The following is a 25960-nucleotide window of genomic DNA, read 5'->3' on the forward strand; positions in this document are numbered from 1 at the left end:
GCTCAGGGCCGGGGGATCGACCGCAGGTTGCTGCGCGCCAGCTCGACCATCTTCCCGACGCCGCCGTCGAGCACCGTGCGGGTCGCGGCGAGTGCGAACCCGCGGACCTGCGCGGCGGTGATGTGCGGCGGGATGGACAGCGCGTTCGGGTCGGTGCGCACGTCGACCAGCGCCGGACCGCGGTGGTCCAGCGCCCGGCGCAGCGCGGCGCGCACGTCGGACGGGTCGTCGACGGCCTCGGCGTACAGCCCGGCGGCGCGGGCGATCCCGGCCAGGTCGGCCGGGCCGTGGTCGGTCTGGAACGACGGGTAGCCCGCCACCATCATCTCCAGCCGGATCATGCCCAGCGACCCGTTGTTGAACGCGACGACGGTGAGCGGCAGGTCGTGCTCGGCCGCGGTCAGCAGCTCGCCGAGCAGCATCGTCAGCCCGCCGTCGCCGGACAGCGACACCACCTGCCGGTCCGGGTACGCGAACTGGGCGCCGATCGCGTGCGGCAGGGCGTTCGCCATCGTCCCGTGCCGGTAGGAGCCGATGATCCGGCGCCGGCCGTTGGGGGACAGGTAGCGGGCCGCCCACACGTTGCACATGCCGGTGTCGACGGTGGCGACGGCGTCGTCGGCCATCTCCTCGTCGAGGACCGCCGCGACGTGCTCGGGATGGATCGGGCGCAGGTCGGAGACCTTGCGGGTGTAGGCGCCGACCACCTTCTCCAGCGCCTCGGCGTGCCTGCGCAGCATCCGGTCCAGGAAGGAGCGGTCGGTCTTCTCCGCGATCCGCGGCAGCAGCGCGTCCAGGGTGGACGCGGCGTCGCCGTGCACACCCAGCTCCAGCAGCGTGCGACGCCCGAGGCGCGCGGGGTCGGTGTCGATCTGGACGGTCCGCGCCTGCGGCAGGAACGAGTCGTAGGGGAAGTCGGTGCCGATCAGGACGAGCAGGTCGGCCTCGTGCGTCGCCTCGTAGCAGGCGCCGTAGCCGAGCAGCCCGGACATGCCGACGTCGTGGGCGTTGTCGTACTGGATCCACTCCTTGCCGCGCAGCGAGTGGCCGATCGGCGCCTTCACCTTCTCGGCGAGGGCGAGCACCTGCTCGCGGGCGTGCTCGATCCCGGCGCCGACGAACAGCGTCACGGTGTCCGCGGCGTCGACGAGCCGGGCCAGCTCGGCCACCTGGTCCTCGGACGGCGCCACGACGCCGGTGGGCGGGGACAGGTGCGAGGTGCCGGTGTCGTTCGGGGCGTCGAGCGCGCTGACGTCGCCGGGCAGGACCAGCACCGCCACGTCGGACTCGGCGAGCGCGGTCTGCATCGCGATCCGCTGCATCCGGGGCATCTGCTCGGGCCGCGAGATCAGCTCGCAGTACGCCGAGCACTCGGTGAACAGCCGCTCCGGGTGGGTCTCCTGGAAGTAGCCGGTGCCGATCTGGACCGAGGGGATGTGCGAGGCGATCGCCAGCACCGGCGCACCGGTGCGGTGGGCGTCCATCAGGCCCTGGATCAGGTGCGTGTTGCCGGGGCCGCAGCTGCCGGCACAGACCGCGAGCCGCCCGGTGAGCTGGGCCTCCGCGGCGGCCGCGAGCGCGGCGGCCTCCTCGTTGTGCACGTGCACCCACCGGATGCGGCCGTCGCGGCGGATCGCGTCCGCGATCGGGTTGAGGCTGTCACCGACCAGGCCGTAGATCCGTTCGACGCCGGCCTGGTGCAGCAGCTCGATCATCTGGTCGGCCACGGTGCGGCCCATGTGGTCCTCCTCGCGCTCGGGTGCGAGAGCCGTGTTCCCCTCCGGTGGCGGACCGAACCGTTCCGGCGTGTGACGGTCCCCGCGCACCGTCCGGCGCACGGCAGGTCACGACTCGAACATCGGAATCGATTCCCGCGCTGCGGCGTCCCCCGGACGTGAGTACTTTCTCCTCACATTCCTGGGAGGGACACGAAATGATCATTCTCGGTCTGATCCTGCTGCTGGTGGGGTATTTCACCAGCATCTCCATTCTCTACTACCTCGGTGGTCTGCTGGTCATCGTCGGTGTGGTCCTGCTGATCCTGGGAGCGATCGGACGGCCGGTGGGCGGGCGGAAAGCCTGGTTCTGACCGGGCCGGCCGGACCCGGCCGCGGACATCCGCGGACCGGGTGACGGCCGGCGTCGTCGAATTCTCCGCGGGGGTGCGTGCCCGGGTCGACCGGAAACGCACCCCCGCGGTGTGTCACGGCGAAAGGATCACCCGCGCGGCCGGATTCCGAGAATGTCGCGGGCGGCCGCGGGGGAGGCCGGTGTCGCGCCCACCCGGTCCAGCACCCGCAGGGCACCGTCGAGCAGCTCCCGGTTCGACGGCGCCGTGCCCCGGCCGTCGTCGAAGTCCTCCAGGCCGACCCGCAGGTGCCCGCCGCGGCGCACCGCCAGCTCGGCCAGCCCGGAGGCGACGACGTCACCGCCCAACACGGCCACCGACCACGGCAGGCCCGAGGGCTCCAGCAGTTCCAGGTAGGCCTCCAGCGCGGCGGGCGTCGGCGGCAGCCCGAACTGCAGCCGGTCGGCGAAGTACAGCTTCACGATCGCCCCCGGCGGGACCCTCCCGTGCCGGTGCAGGGTCAGCGTGGTGCGCAGGAACCCCGGCTCGAAGATCGAGATGCTCGGGGCGGCGCCCAGCTCGGCGGTGCGGGCGAACATGTACTCGGTGTCGGCGAAGGAGTTCTGGTACGGCTCCGGCGCCGCCGCGTCCGGGCAGGTGCCGTCGTCGAGCAGGCCGACGTTGACCGAGCCGGGGTCGACCAGTGTCATGTGTCCGCGCCGGCCCAGCTCCTCGACGTGCGCCCACCGCCGGGTCACCGGGATGTCGCGGGCCCCGGCCGCCATCGTCGGGTAGAGCAGTGCGTCGGGGTGCGCGGCCAGGACCGGGTCCCAGGCCGCCAGGTACGGCTCGACGGCGTGCACCCCGTCGACGGTGAACATCGGCTCGTCGTTGTGGTGGTGCACGATCGCCGCGCCCGCGTCGAGCACGTCGACGGCCTGGTCGGCCACCTCCGCCGGGGTGCGGGGCACGCGCGGGTTGCGCTCCCGCGTCGTCGTGCCGTTCAGCGCCACTTCCAGGATGACCGCGGTGTCCACGCCCGCCAGCATCGCCGCAGGCGGCGGTGGGGCGCGACCGCTGCGGTCGTAGGCTCGCCGCTGTGATCGGCACACGCGGTACCGCACTGGCCGGGTCGCTCCTGGTCCTGGGACTGCTGGCCGGGTGCGGCGACCAGCCCCTCCCGCTGACCGAGGGGCCGCCCGGCGCGTCCCCGGCCGACGGGCTCATCCGAGTCGTGCAGCTGTCCGCGCAGCGCGCCCAGGTCTCCGACCAGGTCGCCGCGGCGAAGTTCGGGACCGGGGCGGCCGTCACCGACCCGGCGCGGGAGGCGGCCGTCGTCGCGCAGGCGCGGGCGGACGCGACCCGCGACGGCGTCGACCCCGACTGGACGGCCCGGATCGTCGCCGACCAGATCGCGGCGAGCACCCAGGTGCAGAACGACCTGATCCGGCAGTGGACCGACCGGCCCGACACGCGTCCGGCGCAGCGGCCCGAGCTGGCCCGGGTGCGGCCGCGGCTCGACCGGATCGGCGACGAGCTCGTGGCCGCCCTGAAGCTGGCCGGACCGGCACGGGCGAACGAGGAGTGCCCGTCGACCCTGGCCCAGGCCGCGGTCGAGCAGGCGCAGGGGCTCGACGAGGTCCACCGCAACGCCCTCGGGCGGTCGCTGAAGTCCGTCTGCGACGGCGCCCCCGGCTGATCCGCCCCGTGTGACGGTGCCGTTTCCGCTCGCCCGAAGGTCTTGCGTATCCGGATAGTACGTGCTCGGATTAATAGAACGAGACACGGAGGGGCGCGATGGACCAGAACCTGTTCAACGACATCTGCCTGCAGCAGCTGACGCTGTCGGGCGTGCACGAGGGGGAGACGGTCGTCGTGCTCACCCGGGGCGCGGAACGGACCGAGTACGCCGACGCGTTCCTCTGGGCGATCCAGAAGCTGGGCGCGACCGGCTACCACATGCGGCTGCCGTCGCCGGCGAGCGCGGGCGGCGCCTGGGCGGTCGGCGACTCCGGCCTGGGGAACATCCCCCTGGCCGTGGACGCCCTCAAGGCCGCGGACATGGTCGTGGACTGCACGTTCCTGCTGTTCAGCGCCGAGCAGTTCGCCATCCAGGACGCGGGCACCCGCATCCTCACCGCGGTGGAGCCGCCCGAGCTGCTGGCCCGGCTGATGCCGACCACCGAGCTGCGCGAGCGCGTCGAGACCGGCGCGGAGCTGCTGGCCAAGGCCTCGACCATGCGGATCACCAGCCCGCACGGCACCGACGTGACCTACCAGCTCGGCATGTACCCGACGCTGAGCGAGTACGGCTACACCGACACCCCCGGTCGCTGGGACCACTGGCCCGCGGCGTTCGTGTTCACCGGCGGTTCCGACGACGGTGTCGACGGGAAGATCGTCCTCGCCCCCGGGGACGTGCTGCTGCCGTTCAACACCTACGTGCAGACCCCGGTGGAGATCACCATCGAGCAGGGCTTCATCCGCGACATCCGCGGCGGCGCCGGCTCCTCCGGTCTCGACGCGGACCTGCTCCGCTCCTACATCGAGTCCTTCGACGACCCGCGCGGCTACGGCATGAGCCACGTCGGCTGGGGCCTCGACGAGCGCGCCCACTGGCACGGCCTGACCCAGTTCGGCGGCGGCATGGGCATGGAGCTGCGCAGCTTCTACGGCAACGTCATGTTCTCCATCGGCCCGAACAACGAGCTCGGCGGCCCGAACGACACCGCCTGTCACTTCGACATCCCGATGCGCGGCAACTCCCTGTTCCTCGACGACGAGCTGATCGTCGACGCCGGCGAGCTGACCGTGCCCGAGATGAGGCCGGTGAACCGCCGATGAGCGGAGACCGCCCCCGCGACCATCACGTGGGCATGATCGTGCCGAGCTCCAACCTGACGATGGAGACCGAGCTCCCGCGGATGCTGCGCGCCCGGGAGGACGTGCTGCCCGAGGACCGGTTCGTCTTCCACGCGGCGCGGGCCCGGATGCAGCACGTGACCCCCGAGCAGCTGCGCGCGATGAACGCCCAGGCCCAGCGGGCCGCGGCCGAGCTGGCCGACGCCCGGCCGGACGTCGTCGCGACGGCCTGCCTGGTCGCGATCATGGCGCAGGGCCCCGGCTACCACTGCACCGCCGAGGACGACATCACCGCCGCGCTGCGGGCGGAGGGCTCCGACGCCCCCGTCGTCTCCAGCGCCGGAGCGCTGCTGTCGGGGATCGCCGCGCTCGGTGCGACGCGGGTCGCGATCATCACCCCGTACATGGAGCCGCTGACGAAGGCGGTCGTGGACTACATCGAGGACGCGGGGGTCGAGGTCGTCGACTCGCTGTCGCTGCAGGTGCCCGACAACCTCGCCGTCGCCCGGCTCGATCCGGCCGACCTGCGCGAGCACTGGCGCAGGCTGGACCTGACCGGCGCCGACGCGCTGGTGCTCAGCGCGTGCGTGCAGATGCCGTCGCTGCCGTCGATCGAGGCGGTGCAGGACGAGGCCGGCATCCCGGTCCTGTCCGCCGCCACCGCGACCACGCACCGCATCCTCACCGGGCTCGGGCTGGAGCCACGGGTGCCCGGGGCGGGGGCGCTGCTCGCCGGCTGAGGCCGTACGACCGGGACCCGCGTGCCGCGCCGGCACGCGGGTCGTCGTCGTGTCCGCGGGCCGGGTGTCCACGTGGTCCTCCTCCGAGGAGTGCGGGGTCCCCGGAGGATGCGCCCGGCTCCGCGCAGCTGGATCACGGGGCGCCGGGCGTCCGGGACGGGGGGTGGACGCGGCCGACCCTGTGCTGTACATGTTTGTACATGTCTGAACAGGGTGGGCGCTCCAAGAGGGCGCGCCTCGTCGAGGACCTCGCCGGGCGGATCCGCTCCGGCCGGTTGCCGCACGGCGAGCAGCTCCCGGGGGAGAACCAGCTCGCCCGCACCTACGCCGTCTCCCGCGGCACCGTCCGCAGCGCACTGGCCGAGCTGGCCCGTCGCGACCTGATCACCACCGAGACCGGCGTCGGGTCGTTCGTGACCTTCGACGGGTCCCCGCTGGACCAGCGGCTCGGCTGGGCGCAGGCGCTCGCCGCGTCCGGCGCGGCCGTGAGCACCGAGCTGCTCGGCATCTCGCCCGGCGGCGACCCCGGCCCCACCGGGTACGAGGGGCCGCTGGTCACCGTGCGCCGGCTGCGCCGCGCCGGGACCGTTCCGGTGTCGCTGGAGACGGCGTCGCTGCCCGCGACCGGCGCGCTGGCGCAGCTGCCCGCGACCGGGCTGGTCGACGGCTCGATCACCGCCACCCTCGCCGCCACCGGGCTGACCGGCGTCGGGGGGGAGCAGTGGATCTCGGTGGCCCCGCTCGGCGCCGCGGACGCCGCCACCCTCGAACGCGCCCCCGGCGAGCCGTTCCTGCAGGCCGTGCGGGTCACCCGGGACGCGACCGGCGGGCTCGTCGAGCACGTGGTCAGCCTCCTGGACCCGCAGCGCTTCCGGTTCCACCTCGAGTTCGGCGGCGGGCGGTGAACCCGGCCCGCGACCGCGCGCTCGGCGCGCTGCTCGGCCTGGCCGTCGGCGACGCGCTCGGCATGCCCACCCAGTCGCTGTCCCGGTCGGCGATCGCCGAGCGCTACGGCGTCGTCGACCGGCTCCTCGACGGCGCCGACGACCAGCCGATCGCCCCGAAGCTCCCCGCCGGCACCGTCACCGACGACACCGAGCAGGCGCTGCTGCTCGCCCGGATCCTGCTCGACCACGACGGCCGGGTCCCGCCCCGGGTGTTCGCCTCCTCCCTGGAGAAGTGGGAGCAGGACATGATCCGGCGCGGGTCGCTGGACCTGCTCGGCCCCTCCACCCGCCGGGCCCTGACCCGGCTCGCGGACGGCGAGCCCCCCGAGATCGCCGGCCGCGACGGCGTCACCAACGGCGCCGCGATGCGTGTCGCGCCCGTCGGCATCGCGTACGCCGGCCCGCGGCTCCTCGACGCCGTCGTCGAGTCGGCGGTCGTCACCCACCACACCGCACCCGGGATCGCGGCCGCCGCCGCGGTGGCCGCCGCGGTGTCGGCCGGGGTGTCCGGCGCGGGGCTCCCTGCCGCGCTGGACGCCGCGCTCGACGCCGCCCGGGCCGGTGCGCGACGCGGCGGCTGGGCGGCCGGCGCCGACGTCGCCGCCCGCCTCGACGTCGCGTTCCGGGTCCTGCCCGGGCTCGGCCGGGCCGCGCTCGCCGACACCCTTGTCGGCGTCGTCGGCACCTCGGTCACCGCGACCGAGTCCGTCGTCGCCGCCCTCGGGCTCGCCGCCGCCCTCGGCGACGACCCGCGGGCCGCGCTGGTCACCGCCGCCTCGCTGGGTGGTGACACCGACACCGTCGCCGCGATCTGCGGCGCGGTCCTCGGGGCGGTGCACGGCGCCGCCGCACTGCCCGCCGACCTCGTGGGCACCGTCCGCCGGGTCAACGCACCCCTGCTCGACCCCCTCGACGACGTGGTCGAGGGACTGCTCCACCTCCGGTCCACCTCCTGAACGGAGGCCGCCATGGCCACCAGCACCACCGACACCGGTACCACCGCCGAGGGCGGCGCCCTCGAGACCCGGGGCATCGAACCGGTCCCCGTCGCCGAGCGCCACGGCCGGCCCGGCCAGCTCTTCTGGGTCTGGTTCGCCGCGAACATCTCCATCCTCGGCCTCCCGCTCGGCGCGACCCTGGTCGCGTCCGGGCTGAACATCACCCAGGCCGTGCTCGCCGCGGTGCTCGGCAGCGTCGGGTCGTTCGCGATCGTCGGCGCGGTGTCGATCGCCGGTCGGCGCGGCGGGGCGCCCGGCCTGACCCTGTCGCGCGCGGTGTTCGGCGCCCGCGGCAACATCGGACCGACCCTGGTGTCGCTGCTGTCGCGGCTGGGCTGGGAGACGGTGAACACCACCACGGCCGCGTTCGCGTTGCTGTCGCTGGTCACGATCGTCGCGGGCACCAGCCCGTCGGCGAAGGACCACCCGGTGATCACGATCGCCTGCATCGCGGTGTTCGTGCTGTGCACGGTGCTCGTCGCCGGGCTGGGGCACGCGGTGCTCGTGGCGGTGCAGCGCTGGGCGACCTGGGTGTTCGGTGCGCTGAACATCGTCGTCGGCGGGTTCCTGGTCGCCACCGTCGACTGGGCCGCGGTCGCCGCGGCGGCCCCCGCGCCGTCGGGTGCGGTCGTCGCCGCGGTCGGGGTGATCGCCGCCGGGACCGGCATCGGCTGGGCCAACGCCTCGGCCGACATGTCCCGCTACCAGTCCCCGTCGGTGCGCGCCGGGTCGCTGGTCGCCTCGGCCGCGGCCGGCGCGGGCATCCCGCTGGTCCTGCTGATCTCGCTGGGCAGCCTGCTCGCCGCCGGGGACCCGACCCTGGCCACCGCGGACGACCCGGTCGCCGCGATCCGCGACCTGCTCCCCGCGTGGATGGCGATCCCGTACCTGGTCGCCGCGTTCGGCGGGCTGCTGCTGTCCAACCACCTGTCGGTCTACTCGGCCGGGCTGACCACCCTGACCCTGGGCGTGCGGCTGCCGCGGGTGTACGCCGTCGTCGTCGACGTGCTGGTGACCTTCGCCGGCGCGATCTACTTCATGCTGATCGCCGACGGGTTCTACCCGCCGTTCATCGCCTTCATCAGCGCCCTCGCCGTCCCGATCACCGCCTGGGTCGGGGTGTTCGCCGTCGACATGCTGCGTCGCCGCCACTACGACCCGGTGGCCCTGATGGACACCTCGCGCGGCAGCGGCTACTGGTACCGCGGCGGGATCGAGCCGCGGGCGACGGCGGCCTGGGCGCTGGCGATCGTCGTCGGCTACCTGTTCGCCACCGTCGGGCCGTCGGCGCAGCCGTGGTTCACCGGGCCGCTGGCCGGCACCTGGTTCGGCGAGAACGGGCTGGCCTGGGTGATCACCTTCGTCGTCGCCGCCGGGGTGTACGCCGCGCTGGGCGGGGCCCGGGAGCAGCGGTGACCGGCAGGCTCGTCCACTCCGGACAGGTCCTGGTCGACCTGGTCATGCGGGTGCCCGCGCTGCCCCCGCCCGGCGGGGACGTGCTCGCCACCGGCACGACGATGCTGCCCGGCGGCGGGTTCAACGTCCTCGCCGCGGCCGCTCGGGCCGGGGCCGAGGTCCTCTACGCCGGCGGGCACGGCACCGGTCCGCACGGTGACCTCGTGCGGGCCGCGCTGGCCGCGGAGGGCGTCACGGCGACCGCGCCGCCCGATCCCGGCGGCGACACCGGCGTCTGCGTGACCCTGGTCGACCCGTCCGGGGAACGGACCTTCGTCACCGGCAGCGGGGTCGAGACCGCGCCGCCCGCCGGGCTCCCGTCGACCACCGCCGACGACGTGCTCTACGTCTCCGGCTACAGCCTGCTCGTCCCGGACAAGGCCGCGTCGCTGGTCGCCGCGGCCGAGGAGTCGTCGGCGACGGTCCTGCTCGATCCGGGGCCCCTGGTCACGGACGTGCCGGACGCGCTGTGGGAGCGGATGCTCGCCGCCACCGGGGTGCTGAGCACCAACGCGCGGGAGGCGCGGCTGCTCACCGGGGAGCCGACCGCGGCGCGTGCCGCCGGGGCCCTGGCCCGGCGGTTGCGCGACGACGCGGCCGTGGTCGTCCGCGACGGTGCCGCCGGCTGCGTGGTCGTCCGCGACGGGGCGGTGGAGGCCGTCCCGGCGCCGGTGGTCGACGCCGTCGACACCAACGGGGCCGGGGACGCCCACTGCGGGGTCCTGGCCGCGGAGCTGCTGCGCGGCACGGCATGGTCCGAGGCGGTCGCGCGGGCCGGCGCGGCCGCGGCGCTCGCGGTCACCCGGTACGGGCCGGCCACCGCGCCGACCCGGGCGGAGCTCGACGCGTTCCTCGCCGGGGCCGCCGCGGGGTGACGGCGCGCTCCGACGGGCGAACTGCGCTCCGACGGGCCGGCTGCGCTCCGTCGGGCACGCTCCGTCGGCAGCGAGCTCCGTCGGCAGGCGCATCCGTCGGCGCGGTGCGGGCCGCCGGTCGGCGCGGTTCCACCCCGTTCATGATCACCGGTTGTGGAGCGCGGAGGTCGTCGAGCACACTCCTGGCTCCACAACCGGTGATCATGGACGGGGGCAGGGTCCTCAGGTCCCGGCGCCGGCGGCCGTCGCCATGCCCTGGGCGGTCTCCTGGACCGCGCGGAAGGCCGGGCCGCAGACGGCGGCGTCGCCCTCGGCGAGGGTGCCCGGGTCGGCCTGGCAGCCCTTCGCGGCGAAGTCGTCGAGCGCCTTCCCGACGAGGTCGGCCTGCGCGGCCGCGGCCGGTGCGTCCTGGCGGACCTGGGGCAGGGCGTTGCGGATCTCGGTGGTGAACCGGCCGCAGCGCGGGAAGACCGTCGCCGGGTCGCTCGACCAGCAGGGGTCCTGGGCGTAGAAGCGGAACTTGGTCCGCAGCGCCTCCAGCCCCGGGGCGCCGACCCGCTCCGAGGCGGTCTGTCCCGGCCAGCGCTCGGTGTCCTGCGCCGACGAGGCGGCGGGGCGGTCGGCGGAGCAGCCGGCGAGGAGCAGGGCGGCCACCAGCACGGTGGCCGCCCGCAGCAGGGAGGCGGTCGGGCGCGGACACGGTTGCACACCGCGACGGTAGGCCCGTCCGATCCGCCCCGCCGCTCCGGCCCGGGGCGTCGGACGGGTCCGGCCGGCCCCGGAGCGGGTCAGCCCCGGTCCGGGCCGCCCAGCGCCCCGCGCAGCAGCCCCAGCGCCTCGGCCGGGTTGTCCCAGAACACCATGTGCCCGGCGTCCGGGACGGCGACGAGCCGGGCGTCGGGCCGGGCGGCGGCGATCTCGGCGACCCCGGACGCGGGCACGACGGGGGAGTCCGCGCCGTACAGCAGGGTCACCGGCGCCGGGACGTGCGGCCACGCGTCGAAGAAGTCCTCGGACTCGAACCCGGCGTGCGTCGCGGCGATCGCGGCCTCGTCGCAGGAGGACAGCCAGCGCGCGCGCAGCTCCTGCTCGCGGCGTGGCCAGCGCGGCCAGGACCGGGCGACCCCGTCGGCGTCGGTGCCGCGCTGCGCCTCGTGCAGCTGGCCCAGGAACGCCTCCAGCGTCGTCGGGTACGGCGCGCGGCCGGGGCCGGACAGCGGCGGATCGACGAGCACGGCGCCGCCGACGGGCCGGCGCGTCGCGGCGACGGCGGCGATCCGGGCGCCCATCGAGTGCCCGAACAGGATGGTGTCGGGGCCGAGCTCCAGCGCGTCGAGCACCGCCAGGACGTCGCCGGCGTAGTCGTCGAGGGTCCACGAGGTGCCGCTGCCGGACAGCCCGCGGCCGCGGACGTCGAGCACCACCGGGCGGCACAGGTCGACGAGCTCGCGGGCGACGAAGTCCATCGTCACCGCCGGGCTGGTGATGCCGGGCAGGACCAGGACGGGGGCGCCGTCGCCGCCGTAGTCGAGGGCGTGCAGCGCCAGGTCGCCGCGGCGGACCCAGCGGGACACGGCGGGGACGTCGGCGAGGTCGGCGAGCGCGTCCTGGCGGACCTGCCGGACCAGGGTGGACGTGACGGTCACAGGAGTCCCTTCAGGTAGGCGAGCGCGTCGTCGAGACCGAGCACGTCGCCGTACTTCGCGTGGATGTCGAACAGGTTCGCCTCGTGCGGCCCGGCCGCGCGGTCGCCGACGCAGTCCCGCGGCACCAGCACACCGAACCCGGACTGGACGGCGTCGACGGCGCTCGCGCGGACGCAGCCCGAGGTGGTGGCCCCGCACACGAGCACGGTGTCCACACCGGACGACCGCAGCAGGGTCGCGAGCCCGGTGTCGAAGAACGCCGACGCGCCCTTCTTGGTGAGCGTGTGGTCGGTGCCGCGGACGTCGAGCCGGGGGTCGAAGCCGACGGCGGCCGAGCCCTCGACCAGCGAGCGCATCCCGGGTGCCTTCACCAGCCAGGGCAGGGTGTCGAGCTCGGCGGGGGTGTAGGCGATCGTCGTCCACACCACCGGCGCGCCGAGCGTGCGGGCCGCCTCGACCAGCGTCGAGGTCGCCGCGACGACCTCGGACAGCTCGCTGCCGGTGGGCAGCGCGGGGTCGGTGAACCCGACCGTCAGGTCCACGACGACGACCGCGGGCCGGGTCCCGCGCCGGGCGGCGGCGCCGAACCCGGCGGTCGCGTAGGTCGCGTCGGTACCGGCCCCGTGCAGACCGGTGGGGTGCGGGCTCATGCGGATGCTCCGTCCAGTGCGGACTGCGGTGCGGACTGCGGTGCGGACTGTGTCGCGTGCTGCGGGGCGGAGTCCAGTGCGGACTGCAGCGCGGCGCGGCGGCGGCCCGCGCAGTCCTCCACGGCGTCGACGATGGTCTGGTAGCCGGTGCACCGGCACAGGTTCGACGCCACGACCTCGCGGATCTCCTCGCGGCTCGCGTCGGGCTCCTCGGCGAGGTAGCCCTCGGCCAGCATCAGGAACCCGGGTGTGCAGAACCCGCACTGCAGCCCGTGGTGCTCGCCGAAGCACTGCTGCAGGTCCGACAGCCCGCCGTCGGGCCCGGACAGCGACTCGACCGTGCGGATCGCGGCGTTCTCCACCTGCACGGCGAACAGCAGGCAGGCGCGGGCGGGCGCGTCGTCGACGAGCACGGTGCACGCCCCGCAGATGCCGTGCTCGCAGCCGACGTGGGTGCCGGTCAGCCCCAGGTCGTGGCGGAGCACGTCGGCCAGCGTGCGGCGCGGTGGGATCGCCAGCTCGTGACGCTCCCCGTTGACGGTCAGCTCGACCAGCTGGATGTCGGTCACGGTGCCTCCCGGTTCAGCGCGGCGAACAGGTCCGCGCGCGACAGTGGGGTGGAGTCCAGCTCGACGCCGGTGGGGCGCAGCGCGTCGTTGACGGCGTTGAGCACGGCCGCGGGCGCGCCGATGGTCCCGCCCTCTCCCGCACCCTTCGCGCCGTCGGCGGTGAACGCGCACGGCGTCTCGAGGTGCTCGATCCGCACGTCCGGGATCTCGGCGGCGGTCGGGACCTTGTACTCCATGAAGCTCGGCGCGAGCGGCTGGCCGAGCTCGTCGTAGACGACCTGCTCGAACAGCGCCCCGGCGATGCCCTGGGCGATGCAGCCGCGGGCCTGCCCCTCGACGACGCGCGGGTGGATGGCGACGCCGCAGTCCTCGACGCAGACGTAGCGCAGGATCTCCACGCCGCCGGTGCCCGGGTCGAGCGCGACGACGCAGCCGTGGGTGGCGTTGGAGAACGTGCCGTCGCCGCCGACGTCGAAGCTCGCCGTCGCGGTCAGGCCCGGCCCGACCTCCTTGGGCAGCAGGTGCGCGCGCAGGTAGGCGACGTCGGCCAGCTCGGCGTAGGAGAACGTGCGGTCCCCGGCGCGCACCCCGCCGCGGCCGTCGAGCTCGGCCGAGTCCACGTCGGCGTCGGCCAGGTGGGCGGCCAGCGCGCGCAGCTGGTCGCCCAGCTTCACCGCCGCCGCGGCCGCCGCGGACCCGCCGATCGTCACCGAGCGGGACGCGAACGAGCCCCAGCCGTAGGTGATCCGGTCGGTGTCGCCCTGGACGATCTTGACCTTGTCGTAGGGCAGGCCGAGCCGGTCGGCGACGATCTGGGCGAAGGTCGTCTCGTGGCTCTGGCCGTGCGACAGCGTGCCGGTGGTGACGGTGACCGTGCCGTCGAGGTCCATCGTGATCTGGGACAGGTCGAACCCGGGGACGACCTGCATCCTCCGCGCCGCGAACGCGCCGGAGCCGTAGCCGGTGCGCTCGGAGAAGCAGGAGTAGCCGATGCCCAGCACCCGGCCGTCGGGCAGGGTGCGCCCGGGCCAGCCCTCGTCGCGCAGCACCTGCTCGCACAGGTCGAGGGACTCCCGGTAGGAGCCCGGGTCGTAGGTGATGGCGTTGACCCCGCGGTAGGGGAACTCGGTGATCAGGTTGCGCCGGCGGACGTCCAGCGCGTCGAGCCCGAGCTCGCGGGCGGCGCGCTCCATCAGCCGCTCCATCACCATCACGTACTGCGGCCGGGACACCCCGCGGTACGGCGCGGTCGGCGCCTTGTTCGTGGTGACCGCGCGCCCGCGCACCCGGTAGGCGGGGACCCGGTAGACGCCGGGCGTCTCCGCCGAGGCCATCAGCGGCTCGATCCCGGCCGTGAACGGGTAGCAGGAGTAGGCGCCCATGTCGCAGACGACGTCGGACTCCAGGGCGAGGATCTCCCCGTCGGCGGTGAACGCGGCGCGGGCAGTGTAGTGCTGCTCGCGGGCCAGGAAGCTCGCGGTCAGCGCCTCGCGCCGGTCCTCGATCCACTTCACCGGACGGCGGAGGCGCCGCGCGGCGGCCGCGGCGGCGATCTCCTCCCGGCCGACGACGCACTTCTGCCCGAACCCGCCGCCCATGTCCGGCACGACGACCCGGACCTGCTTCTCGTCGAGCCCGGCGCAGCGGGCCAGGACCGTGCGGACCTGGTGCGGGACCTGGGTGCAGGTGCGCACCACCAGCTGCTCGTCGCGGTCGTCCCAGTCGGCGACGACGCCGCGGGTCTCCAGCGGCAGCGCGTTCTGCCGCCCGGTGCGGGCCTCCACGGTGACCACCGTGTGCGCCTCGTCGAAGATGCCGTCGATGCCCTCGGTGGCGAACAGCGACACGTCGACGAGCACGTTGCCGGGGGCCTCGTCGTGCACCAGGGGACCGGCCGCGGCCAGCGCGGCGGTCTCGGTCACCACCGGGTCGAGCGGGTCGAGCTCGACGACGGCGGCCTCCACCCCGTCCTCGGCGGCATAGGGGTCGGTGGCGATCACGACGGCCAGGGGCTCGCCGACGTAGCGGACCTTGTCGCCGGCCAGCACGGGCATCGAGGTGGGGACGAACTCCTCGAGCGGCCGGTCGAGGAGCGCGGTGATGTCGCCCAGGGCGAGATCGGCGGCGTCGAACGCGGCGACGACGCCGGGCACCCGCCGGACCTCGGACAGGTCGACGTCGACCACCCGGGCGTGCGCCTCGGTGCTGCGCACGAACGCCGCGTGCAGCATCCGGGGCAGGGTGATGTCGTCGACGAAGCGGCCGCGGCCGGTGAGCAGCCGCGGGTCCTCCCGGCGCGGGACGGACGCGCCGACCCAGCTGCCGTCGCGGCGGAATCCGGGCTCAGCCACGGGCGGCCTCCTCCCGGGCCCGGGCGACGAGGGTGCGGACCAGCCCGCGGCGGTACTCCGCGGGGATCCCGGCCTCGTCGCGCAGCTCCAGACCGTCGGCGACCTCGTCCGGCGTGCCGGCGTCGGGCACCAGCACCGGGACGGCGCCGACCCCGCCGAGCACGACCTCCTCGGTGTCCAGGTCCACCCCCGCCGCGACGACGGCGAAGTCGCCCCGGCGGTCGGCGTACTCGGTGAGCGCCGCCCGCGGCGCGGGACGGGGGAAGACGATCTCCACCATCACCTCGTCGGGGTCCAGGGCGGTGGTGAACGGGCCGAGGAAGAACTCCCGCGCCCGGACCTCCCGGCGCCCGCCCGGCCCCTCGGCGACGACGACGGCGTCGAGCAGCACGGCCAGCAGGCACCACTCGGCGGTGGCGTCGCCGTGCGCGATCGACCCGCCGACGGTGCCACGGGTGCGGATGGGCAGGTGCCCGACCCAGCGCATCGCGGCGGACAGGACCGCGAAGTCCGGCCCGAGGTCGGCCCGTTCGACGGCCCGGTGGGTGGTGAGCGCGCCGATCCGCAGCGCCCCGTCGGCGTGGTGGATGCCGGCCAGGCCCGGCACGTGGGTGAGGTCGATCAGGTGCCCGGGACGGGCCATCCGGTAGTTCATCATCGCGACCAGGCTCTGCCCGCCGGCGAGCAGCTTGGGCTCGTCGTCGGCCAGCTCGGTCAGCAGGTCGACCGCCCCGCGCACCGACGACGCCCGGTGGTAGGTGAACGCGGCGGGCTTCACGCCTTCTCCACCCGCTCCACCGCCGGCGCGTCGAGCGTCTCCTCGTCGCCGGTGATGCGGTCCAGCTCGCGGCCCCGGGTCTCGGGGGCGCCGAGGGCCATGAAGGTCACGGCGGCGAACACGAGCAGCGCCATCAGGGTGAAGGTCAGCGGCAGGCCGAGCACCGGCCACAGCAGGCTGCCGAAGATCAGCGGGACGAACCCGGTGACCGCCCGGCTCGACGACGACGCCCAGCCGAAGCCCGAGGCCCGCAGCTCGGTCGGGTAGAGCTCGGAGACGTAGGCGTACATCACCGGGATGACGACCAGGGCGAAGAAGCCGAACACCGCGATCATCGCGACCGCCGCCGTCGGCGAGCCCATGACCAGCGAGAACACGACCAGCGACAGTGCGGCGCACGGACCGGCGACGCCGATGACCCACTTGCGGCCGACGACCTCGACCAGCAGCACCGAGGTGATGACACCGAGGATGCCGACCGCGTTCATGACGGTGGTGGAGGCGAACGCGGCCACCTCGCCCATGCCCTGGGCGCGCAGGATCGACGGCATCCAGGACAGCGCGGCGTAGTAGACGACCATGACGGTGATGAACAGCGACCAGGCGACGCCGGTGATGCGCGGGTTGAACGCCCACACCATCCTCAGCTGCTCGCCCAGGGCGCCGAGACCGCGGCGGCGCGAGGTGGTCGGCTCCGGTGCGGCGGCGGTGATCGCGTACTGCTCCACCGGGGCGCCGGTGCGGCGGACCATGTCGTCGATGACGGTGCGGGCCTCGGCCTCGCGGCCGGTGCGGGCCAGGTAGATCGGGGACTCCGGGACACCGCGGCGGATCCAGAACAGCAGCAGCGCGGGCAGCACCATCAGCGCGAGCATCCAGCGCCAGTTGCCCTCGACCGGCACGAGCAGTGTCGCCGAGAGCCCGGCGAGGGTGGTGCCGACCGGCCACCAGCCGTCCATCGCGGCGAGCACCTTGCCCCGGTAGCGCCGGGGTGAGAACTCGCTGACGATCGCGTAGTCGACCGGGATGCAGCCGCCGAGCCCGATGCCGGCCAGGAAGCGCAGCGCCAGGAAGATCTCCCAGCTGGGGGAGAAGGCGCCGAGCACCGAGAACAGGGCGAAGATCAGCAGGGTGATGCTGAAGACCCGCTTGCGGCCCATCCGGTCGGCGATCGTGCCGAACGCGACGGCGCCGACGGCCATGCCGATGAGGTTGGCCGTCGCGACGAGGCCGCGCTGGCCGGTCGAGAGGTCGAACTCGACGCCGAGCAGCGGGGTGAGGAAGCCGTTGAGGGCGACGTCCCAGGCGTCGAACATGTAGCCGAGGCCGCCGATGAGGAAGATCTTCCCCTGGACGCCCCAGCGCCAGGGCAGGTCCTGGACGACCTGGTCTCCGGTACGCATGTCGGTGCTCCTCTATCGGGCGAAGGGGTAGGTGACGGACTCGTCGTCCGGGTCGTTCAGCGGGGAGCCCCGCCACAGCCAGTCGTAGGACACGTCGGACTCGCCCTGGAAGCGGCGCAGCTTCTCGTCGCGTTCGCGCTGCTCGGGGCCGTCGGGCAGGTGGTAGAAGTCCATGTTCTGCAGCGAGGCGTCCTGCACGACACCCGCGTGCTTGGCACGGCGCTGCACGTAGCGGGCGAGCGCGGTGTCGATCCCGCCGCGGCCGACCGCGCCGAGCTCCTCGGCCAGCACGGCGGCGTCCTCCATCGCCTGGGAGGCGCCCTGGGCCTGGTAGGGGAGCATCGCGTGGCAGGCGTCGCCGAGCAGGGCGACCCGGCCGTCGAGCCAGACCGGGTCGCGGCGGCGCCGGTACAGCGCCCAGACCGAGACGTCGTCCTTGGCCTTGGACAGCATCGCCGGGACGCGGTCGTCCCAGTCGGCGAAGTCGGCGACGAGGTCCTCGGCGGTCGCCGGGGCGCTCCAGTCGCGCTCGACCTGCTCGGTGCAGGGCACGATCGCGACGACGTTGAGGTACTCGCCGCGGCGGATCATGTAGTGCACCAGGTGCTTGCCGGGGCCGTACCAGATCGTGGAGTGGTAGCGGTCGAGCAGGAACCGGGTCGCAGGGTCCGCGGCGATCAGCTCGCCGGGGATCAGGGCGCGGTAGGCCATCTCGCCGGAGAAGACGAGGGTGTCGTCGAACCCGGCGAGGTCGCGGACACCGGACCGGATGCCGTCCGCGCCGACCAGCACGTCGCCCGCGACGCGCAGCCCGCGCGCGGTGACGGCGACCGGGCGGTCCGGGTCGGTGCGGTCGAGTTCGACGACCTTCGCGTCGGTGTGCACGGTGACCGCGGGGCCGGGGCCGTCCGGGTCGAGGCATGCCTCGAGCAGGATCCGGTGCAGGTCGGCGCGGTGGTAGTGCCAGTACGGGGCGCCGTAGGTGTCGACGACCTGCTGCCCGAGCGGGAGCTGGGCGATGATCGAGCCGTCGGCCCAGCGGCGCCGCACCTGGTCCTGCGGGGCGGTGTGGATCCGCTCCAGCGACCGGCGCAGCCCCAGGCCGAACAGGATCCGGCTGGCGTTGGGGGCGGTCTGGATGCCGGCACCGACCTCGCCGAGCTGCGGCGCGGCCTCCAGCACGGTGGCCCGGAAGCCCTGACGGCGCAGGGCCAGTGCGGCGGTCAGTCCGCCGAGACCGCCGCCCGTGACCGTGATCTCCAGGGACTGGCTGGGTGCCACGACTACCTCCTCGCGTCCGTCGGGCCTGTGACGTGGCCCGCACGAGAAGTAATCCGAGCACGTACTATCCGGATACGCAAGGTTTTCGTGCGAACGACCCGGAAGGGAAACCGGGACGTAACCCGGGCGGCCGGGGCTCAGTCGTTGCCGGGCAACGACGTCCGCTCCGCGACGGCCTCCCAGTGTGCGCCGAGGGTGTTGAGCAGGCCGGCGATCTCCGAGCGCCGGTCCTCGGGCACCGCGGCGAGCAGCTCCGCGTCCAGGCGCCGGGTCCGGCGGGTGACCTCGACGAGGGCGGCCGCGCCGTCGTCGGTGAGGGAGAGGATCTTGCGCCGGGCGTCGCGGGGGGACTCGGTGCGCTCGATCAGTCCGCGGCGCTCCATCCGGCGGCAGACGTCGGCCATCGTCGAGGTGTCCAGGGCGACCGCGCCGGCCAGCGAGCTCTGGTCGGACTCCGGGTAGGCACGGATCGCCGAGAGCACCGCGAACTGCGGGCCGGTCAGCACCGGGTCGACGTGGCGGCTCCAGGCGGCGAGGTAGGCCTGGTACATCCGGCGCGCCCCGTAGCCGGGGGCGGCGACGAGGTCGGCCGGGGGAGCGGGGGCGACGCCTGTTCCGCCGCGCAACAGCTCACCCATCATGCCTCCGTGCTCGTCCGGGCCGGGGCCCTCGTCCGCAGGAGATCCTACGTGTCCGGACGATCACCCGGGGTGGCCGGGCCGGGGCTCAGCGCGGGCGCAGGCCGTCGACGAGCAGGTCCAGCAGGCGTCCGGCCTGCTCGCGGCCCTGCGGATCGGCGACGGCCATGCAGATCCCGCTGGTGCCGACGAGCACGTCCGCGGCGTCGACGTCGTCGCGCAGGGTGCCGTCGGCGATGCCTGCCTTCTGGAGCAGGCGGACCGCCTCGACCATCCGCTCGCGGCTCTGCGCGAACGGGTTGTGCCCGCAGGCCACGAGAGCGTGCAGCGAGTCCGCGAGGTGCTTCTTGGTGATCACGTAGTCGACGAAGCGGTCCATCCAGGCCCGCAGTGCCCGGTCCGCGGGCAGCTCGGTGCGCAGCTGTTCGGCGGCGGCGCAGAGCCGGTCGAGCTCGTTGCGGTACACGGCCTCGACCAGGGAGTCCCGGTTCGGGAAGTGCCGGTAGAGCGTGCCGATGCCGACTCCGGCGTCCTTCGCGATGCCGTCGAGGGTCGTGGCGGGGCCGCCACGGCTCTCCGCGGTGAACGCGCGCACGGCCGCGGCCAGCAGCAGCTCACGGTTGCGCGCGGCGTCCGCACGCAGGCCGGAACGTGTGCTGGTGCCCATGGCGGTGCCTCCTCGGGTGGGACTGACGATCCCACGATACGTCTTGCGATCCGGAGGATGCTCCGGATAGAGTCCGGAGTCATACGGAGGATCCTCCGTTTACTTGTCCCCGGGGACACGGCGACGCAACGACGACGTCACCGACCGCGTACCCGGTGCTCAGAAGGGATCACGCCATGCTGTTCCGCTCCACGACCGACCGATCCCGTCCGCTGTCCACCACCGGCACCTCCCGTGCCGTCCTGCCGGCCGCACCGGCCGGGACCACCGCCTCCGACGTGCTCGCCGGCGTCGACCTCACCGGCCGGCGCGCCGTCGTCACCGGTGCGACCACCGGGGTCGGCCTCGCTGCCGCCCGCGCACTGGCCGCCGCCGGGGCCGAGGTCACCCTCGCCGTGCGCGACGCCGAGGCCGGTGCCGTCGCCCGCGACGGCATCGTCGCCGACACCGGCAACGAGCGTGTCGCCGTCGGCGAGCTCGACCTGTCCGACCAGCGCTCCATCGCCCGCTTCGTGCGCCTGTGGGACGGTCCGCTGCACATGCTCGTGCACGCCGCGGCCGTCACCGGTGCCCCGCTGACCCGCACCGTCGACGACTGGGAGCTGCACCTGGCCGTCAACCACCTCGGGCCGGCGTCGCTCACCTCGGGGCTGCACTGGGCGCTCACCGCGGTCGACGGGGCGCGGGTGGTCACCGTGACCTCCGCGGCCCACCGGGACGCGGCGTTCGACCCGGAGGACCCGCACTTCTCCGACGAGCGCTACGACGCCCACCTCGCCCACGCCCGGTCCCGCAGCGCGGCGCTGCTGCACGCGGTCGAGGCCGCGCGTCGCTGGTCGGGCGACGGGATCGCGGTGAACGCGGCCGACCCCGGCCCGGCGGGGGCCGACCCCGAGCAGGGTGCCGCCACGGTCGTGCTGGCAGCGGCGTCGCCGTTGGTCGGGGGGATCAGCGGGCGCTACTTCGCCGGGCTCGCGGAGGCGGGGCCGGCCGGGCCGGGCGTGGCGGGCGGGGTCGCCACGCACGCACTCGACCCGGTCGCCGCACGGCGGGTCTGGCGCTGGACCGAGCGCACGCTGCGCGAGGTCTGGTTCGCCGGGCTGCCGATCGTGGCCTGACCCCGGGGACTGCCCCGAGGGGAACCCTCGTGGCGCTAGAAGCCACGAGAGTTCCCCTGGGGGCGTCCGGGACGGGCGCGCCGGTCAGTGGCGCAGCCACACCGCGGTGTCGGCGGGGACCTCGCCGCGGGCGGTGAGCGGGCCGCTGGACAGCATCACCTCGGCGTCCTCGGGCAGCGACACCGGCGCCGAGGAGACGTTCACCAGGCAGGTGAAGCCGCCGTCGCCGGAGTCCGAGGTGCGGGCCAGGGCCAGCGTGCCCTCCGGCGACTCCTGCCAGGTCAGCGCGCCGCCGCCGAGTGCGGGGTGCGCGCGGCGGAGCGCCAGTGCGTCCCGGTAGAGGTGCAGCACCGAGTCCGGGTCGGCCTCCTGTGCGTCGGCCGCATGCCGGGCGAACACCTCCGGCTGCGGCAGCCACGGCGTCCCGGACGGGCCGAACCCGAAGCCGGGCTCGCCCGCGGACCAGGGCAGCGGGACGCGGCAGCCGTCGCGGCCGCGCAGCGTGTGCCCGGACAGCTCCCAGGTCGGGTCGTCGAGCCGGTCGGTCGGGATGTCCTCGACCTCGGGCAGCCCGAGCTCCTCGCCCTGGTATAGGTACGCGGTACCGGGCAGCGCGAGCATCAGCAGCGTCGCCGCGCGGGCCCGGCGCAGGCCGAGCTCGGGGTCGGCGGGCAGGGCGATCACGTCGTCGAGGTTCCAGCCGCGCCCGGCCTCGGGCTTGCGGGCCAGTCGGCTCGGGTGCCGGCAGACGTCGTGGTTGGACAGCACCCAGGTCGCCGGTGCGCCGACCCGGGTGTTCTCGGCGATCGCGTCGTCGATGTTGGCGCGCAGGTCGTCGGCCAGCCAGGCGGCGGTGAGGAAGTTGAAGCTGAACGCGGTCTGCAGCTCGTCCGGGCGCAGGTAGCGGGCCAGGCGCTGCGGATCCGGCACCCAGGCCTCGGCGACGAACACCCGCGGCGGGTCGTAGGTGTCGCCGATCCGGCGCCACGACCGGAAGATGTCGTGGACGCCGTCGCGGTCGAGGTAGGGGTGGCCGCCGTCCTGGGCGTCGTTGACGCCCTCGACGATGTCGGGCAGCCCGGGCTCCTTCACCATCGAGTTCGCGACGTCGACCCGGAACCCGTCCACGCCCCGGTCGAACCAGAAGCGCAGGGTCTCCTCGAAGTCGGCACGGACCTCCGGGTGCTCCCAGTTCACGTCCGGCTGCCGGATGTCGAACAGGTGCAGGTACCACTGCTCCGGCGTCCCGTCGGAGGACACGACCCGCTCCCACGCGGGCCCGCCGAACATCGACTCCCAGTTGTTCGGCGGGAGCTCACCGTTCTCGCCGCGGCCGTCGCGGAACAGGTAGCGCTCGCGCTCGGGCGAGCCGGGGCCCGCGGCCAGCGCCTGCCGGAACCACACGTGCTCGTCGGAGTGGTGGTTCGGGACGATGTCGAGCAGCACCCGGATGTCGCGCGCGTGGGCCTCGGCGATCAGGGCCTCGGCCTGCGCGGTGTCGCCGAACATGGGGTTGATCGCGCGGTAGTCGGCCACGTCGTAGCCGCCGTCGGCCAGCGGCGACGGGTACCAGGGGTTGATCCAGATCGCGTCGACGCCCAGGCGGGCGAGATGGTCGAGCCTGCTGCGCAGACCGGCGAGGTCACCGGTCCCGTCGCCGTTCCCGTCGGCGAAGCTGCGGATGTAGACCTGGTAGACGACGGCGTTGCGCCACCAGTCCTGCTCGTGCACGGACATGATGCTCCCGGGTACGGATCGTGGGGCGGGGCGGTGTTGCAGAGTGTTTCATCCGGTTGCAACCGCTGTCGAGGCGCGGGCACGATGACGCCCGTGACGGACGAGCCGGTGCGCGAGGTCGTACGCCGGGTGGGTGTCCGGCGGGTCGCCGAGCTCGCCGGGGTCTCCCCGGCGACGGTGTCGCGCGCCCTGCGCGAGGGCACCCCCGTCTCGCACGACACCCGCGAACGTGTCCGCCGGGCGGCGGCCTCCCTCGGCTACTCCCTCCCCGTCCGGCCGCTGACGGTCGCCGTGCTCGCCCGCTTCCCGACCCGCTGGTTCTTCGCCGAGGCCGTCGCCGGGGTGGAGGGCGTGCTGTCCGCGGCCGGGCACGTCACCCAGCTCCACAACCTCGGCGACCCGGACGCGCGGGCGCACTTCTTCGCGACACTGCCGGTGCGCGGGCGCGCCGACGGGCTGATCGTCGTCGCCTCGGCGATCGACACCACCGAGGCCGCGGCGCTGGACGCGCTGGGGATCCCGGTCGTCGTGCTCGGCGGGGACATGCCGGGACGGCCGCGGATCGGCATCGACGACCGCGCCGGAGCCCGCACCGCCGTCCGGCACCTGCTCGGGCTCGGCCACCGCGGCGTCGCGCTGGTGTCGTTCGACCCCGACGAGGCCAACGGCCGCGCCACGACCACCGACCGGCGCGACGGCTGGGCCGACGCGCACGCCGAGGCCGGGCGGCCCCGCGGCCCGGTCGTCGCCCCCGGGGCCGGGGTGGCCGACGGCGACGCCGCGGCCGCCGAGCTGCTCTCCCTCCCGGTGATGCCGACCGCGGTGTTCGCGATGTCCGACGAGCTCGCCGTCGGCGTGCTGCGCACCCTGCGCCGTGCCGGAGTGGCGGTGCCGGGCCAGGTGTCGGTGGTCGGGTTCGACGACCACGACTCGGCCGCCGTCGCCGAGCTCACCACGGTCGCCCAGCCGGTCCGCCGCCAGGGCGAGCTCGCCGCCCGGGCACTGCTCGCCGCGCTGGGCGGCGACGCCCCCGGCGACGTCGAGGTCCCGACCCGGCTGGTGGTCCGGGCGACGACGGCGCCACCCCGGGTCAGCTGACCAGCCGGTCCGGGCGCAGCTCCACCCGGCGCAGCAGCTGCGCGTTGAGCGCGACGACGACCGTGGACAGGCTCATCAGCAGGGCGCCGACCGCGGGCGGGAGCACGAACCCGACCGGTGCGAGCACCCCGGCCGCGAGCGGCACCGAGACCAGGTTGTAGCCGGCCGCCCACCACAGGTTCTGCAGCATCTTCCGGTACCCGGCGCGGGACAGCGCGATCACCGACAGCACCCCGCGCGGGTCGGACGAGGCCAGGACCACCCCGGCCGAGGCGACCGCGACGTCGGTGCCGGCGCCGATCGCGATCCCGACGTCGGCCCGGGCCAGCGCCGGGGCGTCGTTCACGCCGTCGCCGACCATCGCGACGACCGCGCCGCGGTCCTGGAGCCGGGCCACCGCCTCGTCCTTGCCCTCGGGCAGCACCTCGGCGACGACCTCGTCGACGCCCAGGTCGCGGGCGACCGCCTCGGCCACCGGGCGCGCGTCACCGGTGAGCATCACGACCCGTACGCCGCGGGCGTGCAGGGTGTCCACCGCGGCCCGGGACTCCGGGCGGACCGCGTCGGCGAGGGCGAGCGCGCCCACCACCTCGCCGGGGTCCGCACCGGCCACCACGTACAGCACGGTGGCGCCGTCGTCGCTCCACCGGTGCACGTCGCCGGTCAGCTCGGCGGGCACCTCGAGACCACGCTCGCGCAGCAGCGCCGGACCCCCGACGGCGACCGGCCGCCCGTCGACGGTGGCGGACACCCCGCGTCCGGTGTGCGAGCGGAACCCGTGTGCGGCCGGGACGGCCCGCCCGTCCGCCGCGGCGACGACGGCGCGGGCCAGCGGGTGCTCGCTGTCGACCTCGACGGCGGCGGCCAGGGCCAGGGTGTCCGCAGCGCCCGCGGTCCCGACGACCCGCGGGCTGCCGGTGGTGAGCGTGCCGGTCTTGTCGAACAGCACGGTGTCGACGGTGCGGGTGCGCTCCAGCGCGAGCCGGTCGGTGACCAGTACCCCGGAGCGTGCCGCGCGGGCCGTGGAGATCGCGATGACCAGCGGGATCGCCAGCCCGAGCGCGTGCGGGCAGGCGATGACGAGCACGGTGACGGTGCGGGTGACCGCCTGCGCGGTGTCGCCGAGCAGCGTCCACGCGGCGAAGGTCGCCACCCCGGCACCCGCGGCGAACCAGAACAGCAGCGCCGCCGCGCGGTCGGCGAGTGCCTGGGCCCGGGAGCGAGAACCCTGCGCGTTCTCCACCAGGCGGCGGATGCCCGACAGCGCCGTGTCCTCGCCGACGGCGTCGACCCGGACCCGCAGCGCCGAGTCGGTGGCGACGGTGCCCGCCACCACCCGGTCGCCGGTGCCGCGCGGGACCGGCCGGGACTCGCCGGTGATCATCGACTCGTCCACCTCGGCGGCACCGTCGACGACCGTGCCGTCGGCGGGCACCCGGGCGCCCGACCGGACCAGCACGACGTCGCCGACGGTCAGGTCGGCCGGTGCGACCGTGCCGACCGTGCCGTCGGCGCCGACCCGCTCGGCGGTGTCGGGCAGCAGCGCGGCCAGCGCGTCGAGGGCCCCGGACGCCTGCCCGAGCGCACGCATCTCGAGCCAGTGCCCGAGCAGCATGATCACGACCAGCAGCGCCAGCTCCCACCAGAAGTCCAGCCCGCCGACGCCGAGCGAACTCAGCATGCTCGCCACCCACGCGACGCCCACGGCCATGCCGATGAGCAGCATCATCCCGGGCCGGCGCGCCCGGATCTCGGCGACGGCGCCGGACAGGAACGGCCACCCCGGCCAGAAGAGGATCACGGTGCCGAGCACCGGGGGGATCCACGCCGACCACGCCGGGGGCGAGTACCCGAGCAGCATCCCGGTCATCGCGCTGAACCCGACGACGGGGACGGCGAGCACCAGCGCGACGACGAACCGGTCGCGGAACACCGCCGCGTGGCCCGCATGCCCGTGTCCCGTGTGGCCGCCGCGGCCGCCGTGTCCGTCGTGTCCGGCGTGGGTCCCGGGGGCGCCGCCGGGGTGCGTCCCGTGCTCCTGCGGGGCGGAGGCCGCCCGTGGCTCGTCGTGCATCGTCT

General features: G+C 74.8%; 24 protein-coding genes. 10 read left to right on the plus strand and 14 right to left on the minus strand.

Going from position 1 to position 25960, the window contains the following annotated elements; all coding sequences use genetic code 11:
- Window positions 1–2: 2 nt before the first annotated feature.
- A complete protein-coding gene (locus ZF1_RS06065; RefSeq protein WP_346106885.1) occupies window positions 3–1739 on the minus strand; it encodes a pyruvate dehydrogenase in 1737 nt (578 codons plus the stop codon).
- Window positions 1740–1933: 194 nt separating this feature from the next.
- Here ZF1_RS06065 and ZF1_RS06070 point away from each other — a divergent pair, with 194 nt between their 5' ends.
- Window positions 1934–2089, plus strand: a complete 156-nt coding sequence (locus ZF1_RS06070; RefSeq protein WP_178374212.1) for a hypothetical protein — start codon at window positions 1934–1936, stop codon at window positions 2087–2089.
- Between the two features lie 128 nt (window positions 2090–2217).
- Here the strand turns inward: ZF1_RS06070 and ZF1_RS06075 are convergent, their stop codons facing one another.
- Window positions 2218–3105 carry a beta-keto acid cleavage family enzyme gene (locus ZF1_RS06075; protein WP_251785560.1) on the minus strand — a complete coding sequence of 296 codons (888 nt, stop codon included), beginning with the start codon at window positions 3103–3105 and terminating at the stop codon, window positions 2218–2220.
- Window positions 3106–3167: 62 nt separating this feature from the next.
- Here ZF1_RS06075 and aroQ point away from each other — a divergent pair, with 62 nt between their 5' ends.
- The 7 genes from aroQ to ZF1_RS06110 all read left to right on the plus strand — a co-directional run bounded on the left by aroQ (window position 3168) and on the right by ZF1_RS06110 (window position 9945).
- Window positions 3168–3767: a gamma subclass chorismate mutase AroQ gene (aroQ, locus tag ZF1_RS06080; protein ID WP_482636686.1), complete on the plus strand. Its 600-nt coding sequence runs from the start codon at window positions 3168–3170 to the stop codon at window positions 3765–3767.
- Window positions 3768–3865: 98 nt separating this feature from the next.
- Window positions 3866–4912 carry a 2,5-dihydroxypyridine 5,6-dioxygenase NicX family protein gene (locus tag ZF1_RS06085; RefSeq protein WP_251785558.1) on the plus strand — a complete coding sequence of 349 codons (1047 nt, stop codon included), beginning with the start codon at window positions 3866–3868 and terminating at the stop codon, window positions 4910–4912.
- Window positions 4909–5670, plus strand: coding sequence for a maleate cis-trans isomerase family protein (locus ZF1_RS06090; protein ID WP_459559834.1), 762 nt, complete (start codon window positions 4909–4911; stop codon window positions 5668–5670). The genes ZF1_RS06085 and ZF1_RS06090 overlap by 4 nt, the downstream gene beginning before the upstream one ends.
- 200 nt (window positions 5671–5870) lie before the next feature.
- Window positions 5871–6575, plus strand: coding sequence for a GntR family transcriptional regulator (locus ZF1_RS06095; protein WP_482636687.1), 705 nt, complete (start codon window positions 5871–5873; stop codon window positions 6573–6575).
- On the plus strand, window positions 6572–7573 hold the full coding sequence (locus ZF1_RS06100) for an ADP-ribosylglycohydrolase family protein (protein WP_482636688.1): 1002 nt from the start codon (window positions 6572–6574) through the stop codon (window positions 7571–7573). The genes ZF1_RS06095 and ZF1_RS06100 overlap by 4 nt, the downstream gene beginning before the upstream one ends.
- Before the next feature lie 12 nt (window positions 7574–7585).
- Window positions 7586–9031, plus strand: a complete 1446-nt coding sequence (locus tag ZF1_RS06105; RefSeq protein WP_062400696.1) for a purine-cytosine permease family protein — start codon at window positions 7586–7588, stop codon at window positions 9029–9031.
- On the plus strand, window positions 9028–9945 hold the full coding sequence (locus ZF1_RS06110; RefSeq protein ID WP_482636689.1) for a PfkB family carbohydrate kinase: 918 nt from the start codon (window positions 9028–9030) through the stop codon (window positions 9943–9945). The genes ZF1_RS06105 and ZF1_RS06110 overlap by 4 nt, the downstream gene beginning before the upstream one ends.
- Window positions 9946–10167: 222 nt before the next feature.
- Here ZF1_RS06110 and ZF1_RS06115 read toward each other — a convergent pair whose 3' ends face one another.
- The 10 genes from ZF1_RS06115 to ZF1_RS06160 all read right to left on the minus strand — a co-directional run bounded on the left by ZF1_RS06115 (window position 10168) and on the right by ZF1_RS06160 (window position 19928).
- Entirely contained in the window at window positions 10168–10653 is a 486-nt protein-coding gene (locus ZF1_RS06115; RefSeq protein ID WP_476653972.1) for a hypothetical protein, read from the minus strand.
- Between the two features lie 80 nt (window positions 10654–10733).
- Window positions 10734–11591: an alpha/beta fold hydrolase gene (locus tag ZF1_RS06120; RefSeq protein ID WP_405418998.1), complete on the minus strand. Its 858-nt coding sequence runs from the start codon at window positions 11589–11591 to the stop codon at window positions 10734–10736.
- Window positions 11588–12241: an isochorismatase family protein gene (locus ZF1_RS06125; RefSeq protein ID WP_346106905.1), complete on the minus strand. Its 654-nt coding sequence runs from the start codon at window positions 12239–12241 to the stop codon at window positions 11588–11590. Before ZF1_RS06125 ends, ZF1_RS06120 begins: the two co-directional genes overlap by 4 nt.
- Window positions 12238–12810: a (2Fe-2S)-binding protein gene (locus ZF1_RS06130; protein ID WP_482636690.1), complete on the minus strand. Its 573-nt coding sequence runs from the start codon at window positions 12808–12810 to the stop codon at window positions 12238–12240. Before ZF1_RS06130 ends, ZF1_RS06125 begins: the two co-directional genes overlap by 4 nt.
- On the minus strand, window positions 12807–15161 hold the full coding sequence (locus tag ZF1_RS06135; RefSeq protein ID WP_482636691.1) for a xanthine dehydrogenase family protein molybdopterin-binding subunit: 2355 nt from the start codon (window positions 15159–15161) through the stop codon (window positions 12807–12809). Before ZF1_RS06135 ends, ZF1_RS06130 begins: the two co-directional genes overlap by 4 nt.
- Window positions 15154–15939 carry an FAD binding domain-containing protein gene (locus tag ZF1_RS06140; RefSeq protein WP_405418995.1) on the minus strand — a complete coding sequence of 262 codons (786 nt, stop codon included), beginning with the start codon at window positions 15937–15939 and terminating at the stop codon, window positions 15154–15156. Before ZF1_RS06140 ends, ZF1_RS06135 begins: the two co-directional genes overlap by 8 nt.
- Complete coding sequence (locus ZF1_RS06145; RefSeq protein WP_482636692.1) at window positions 15936–17342, minus strand: MFS transporter; 1407 nt, start codon at window positions 17340–17342, stop codon at window positions 15936–15938. Before ZF1_RS06145 ends, ZF1_RS06140 begins: the two co-directional genes overlap by 4 nt.
- Window positions 17343–17354: 12 nt before the next feature.
- Entirely contained in the window at window positions 17355–18623 is a 1269-nt protein-coding gene (locus ZF1_RS06150; protein ID WP_405418991.1) for an FAD-dependent monooxygenase, read from the minus strand.
- A 137-nt stretch (window positions 18624–18760) separates the two neighbouring features.
- Window positions 18761–19261 (minus strand): MarR family winged helix-turn-helix transcriptional regulator, encoded by a 501-nt coding sequence (locus ZF1_RS06155; protein WP_244326204.1) that lies wholly within the window; start codon window positions 19259–19261, stop codon window positions 18761–18763.
- An 88-nt stretch (window positions 19262–19349) separates the two neighbouring features.
- Window positions 19350–19928: a TetR/AcrR family transcriptional regulator gene (locus tag ZF1_RS06160; protein ID WP_062400719.1), complete on the minus strand. Its 579-nt coding sequence runs from the start codon at window positions 19926–19928 to the stop codon at window positions 19350–19352.
- A gap of 176 nt (window positions 19929–20104) precedes the next feature.
- On the opposite strand from ZF1_RS06160, the gene ZF1_RS06165 reads away from it, so the two are divergent.
- Window positions 20105–21046 carry an SDR family NAD(P)-dependent oxidoreductase gene (locus tag ZF1_RS06165; protein ID WP_178374202.1) on the plus strand — a complete coding sequence of 314 codons (942 nt, stop codon included), beginning with the start codon at window positions 20105–20107 and terminating at the stop codon, window positions 21044–21046.
- 84 nt (window positions 21047–21130) lie between these two features.
- On the opposite strand, the gene ZF1_RS06170 is transcribed toward ZF1_RS06165, so the two are convergent.
- Window positions 21131–22783 (minus strand): glycoside hydrolase family 13 protein, encoded by a 1653-nt coding sequence (locus ZF1_RS06170; RefSeq protein ID WP_482636693.1) that lies wholly within the window; start codon window positions 22781–22783, stop codon window positions 21131–21133.
- Between the two features lie 93 nt (window positions 22784–22876).
- Between ZF1_RS06170 and ZF1_RS06175 the strand changes: the two genes are divergently transcribed.
- Entirely contained in the window at window positions 22877–23881 is a 1005-nt protein-coding gene (locus ZF1_RS06175) for a LacI family DNA-binding transcriptional regulator (RefSeq protein WP_357546044.1), read from the plus strand.
- Here ZF1_RS06175 and ZF1_RS06180 read toward each other — a convergent pair.
- Entirely contained in the window at window positions 23874–25955 is a 2082-nt protein-coding gene (locus tag ZF1_RS06180; RefSeq protein WP_482636694.1) for a copper-translocating P-type ATPase, read from the minus strand. The genes ZF1_RS06175 and ZF1_RS06180 overlap by 8 nt on opposite strands.
- Window positions 25956–25960: the final 5 nt, after the last annotated feature.

This window comes from Pseudonocardia sp. ZF1 (assembly GCF_056835605.1).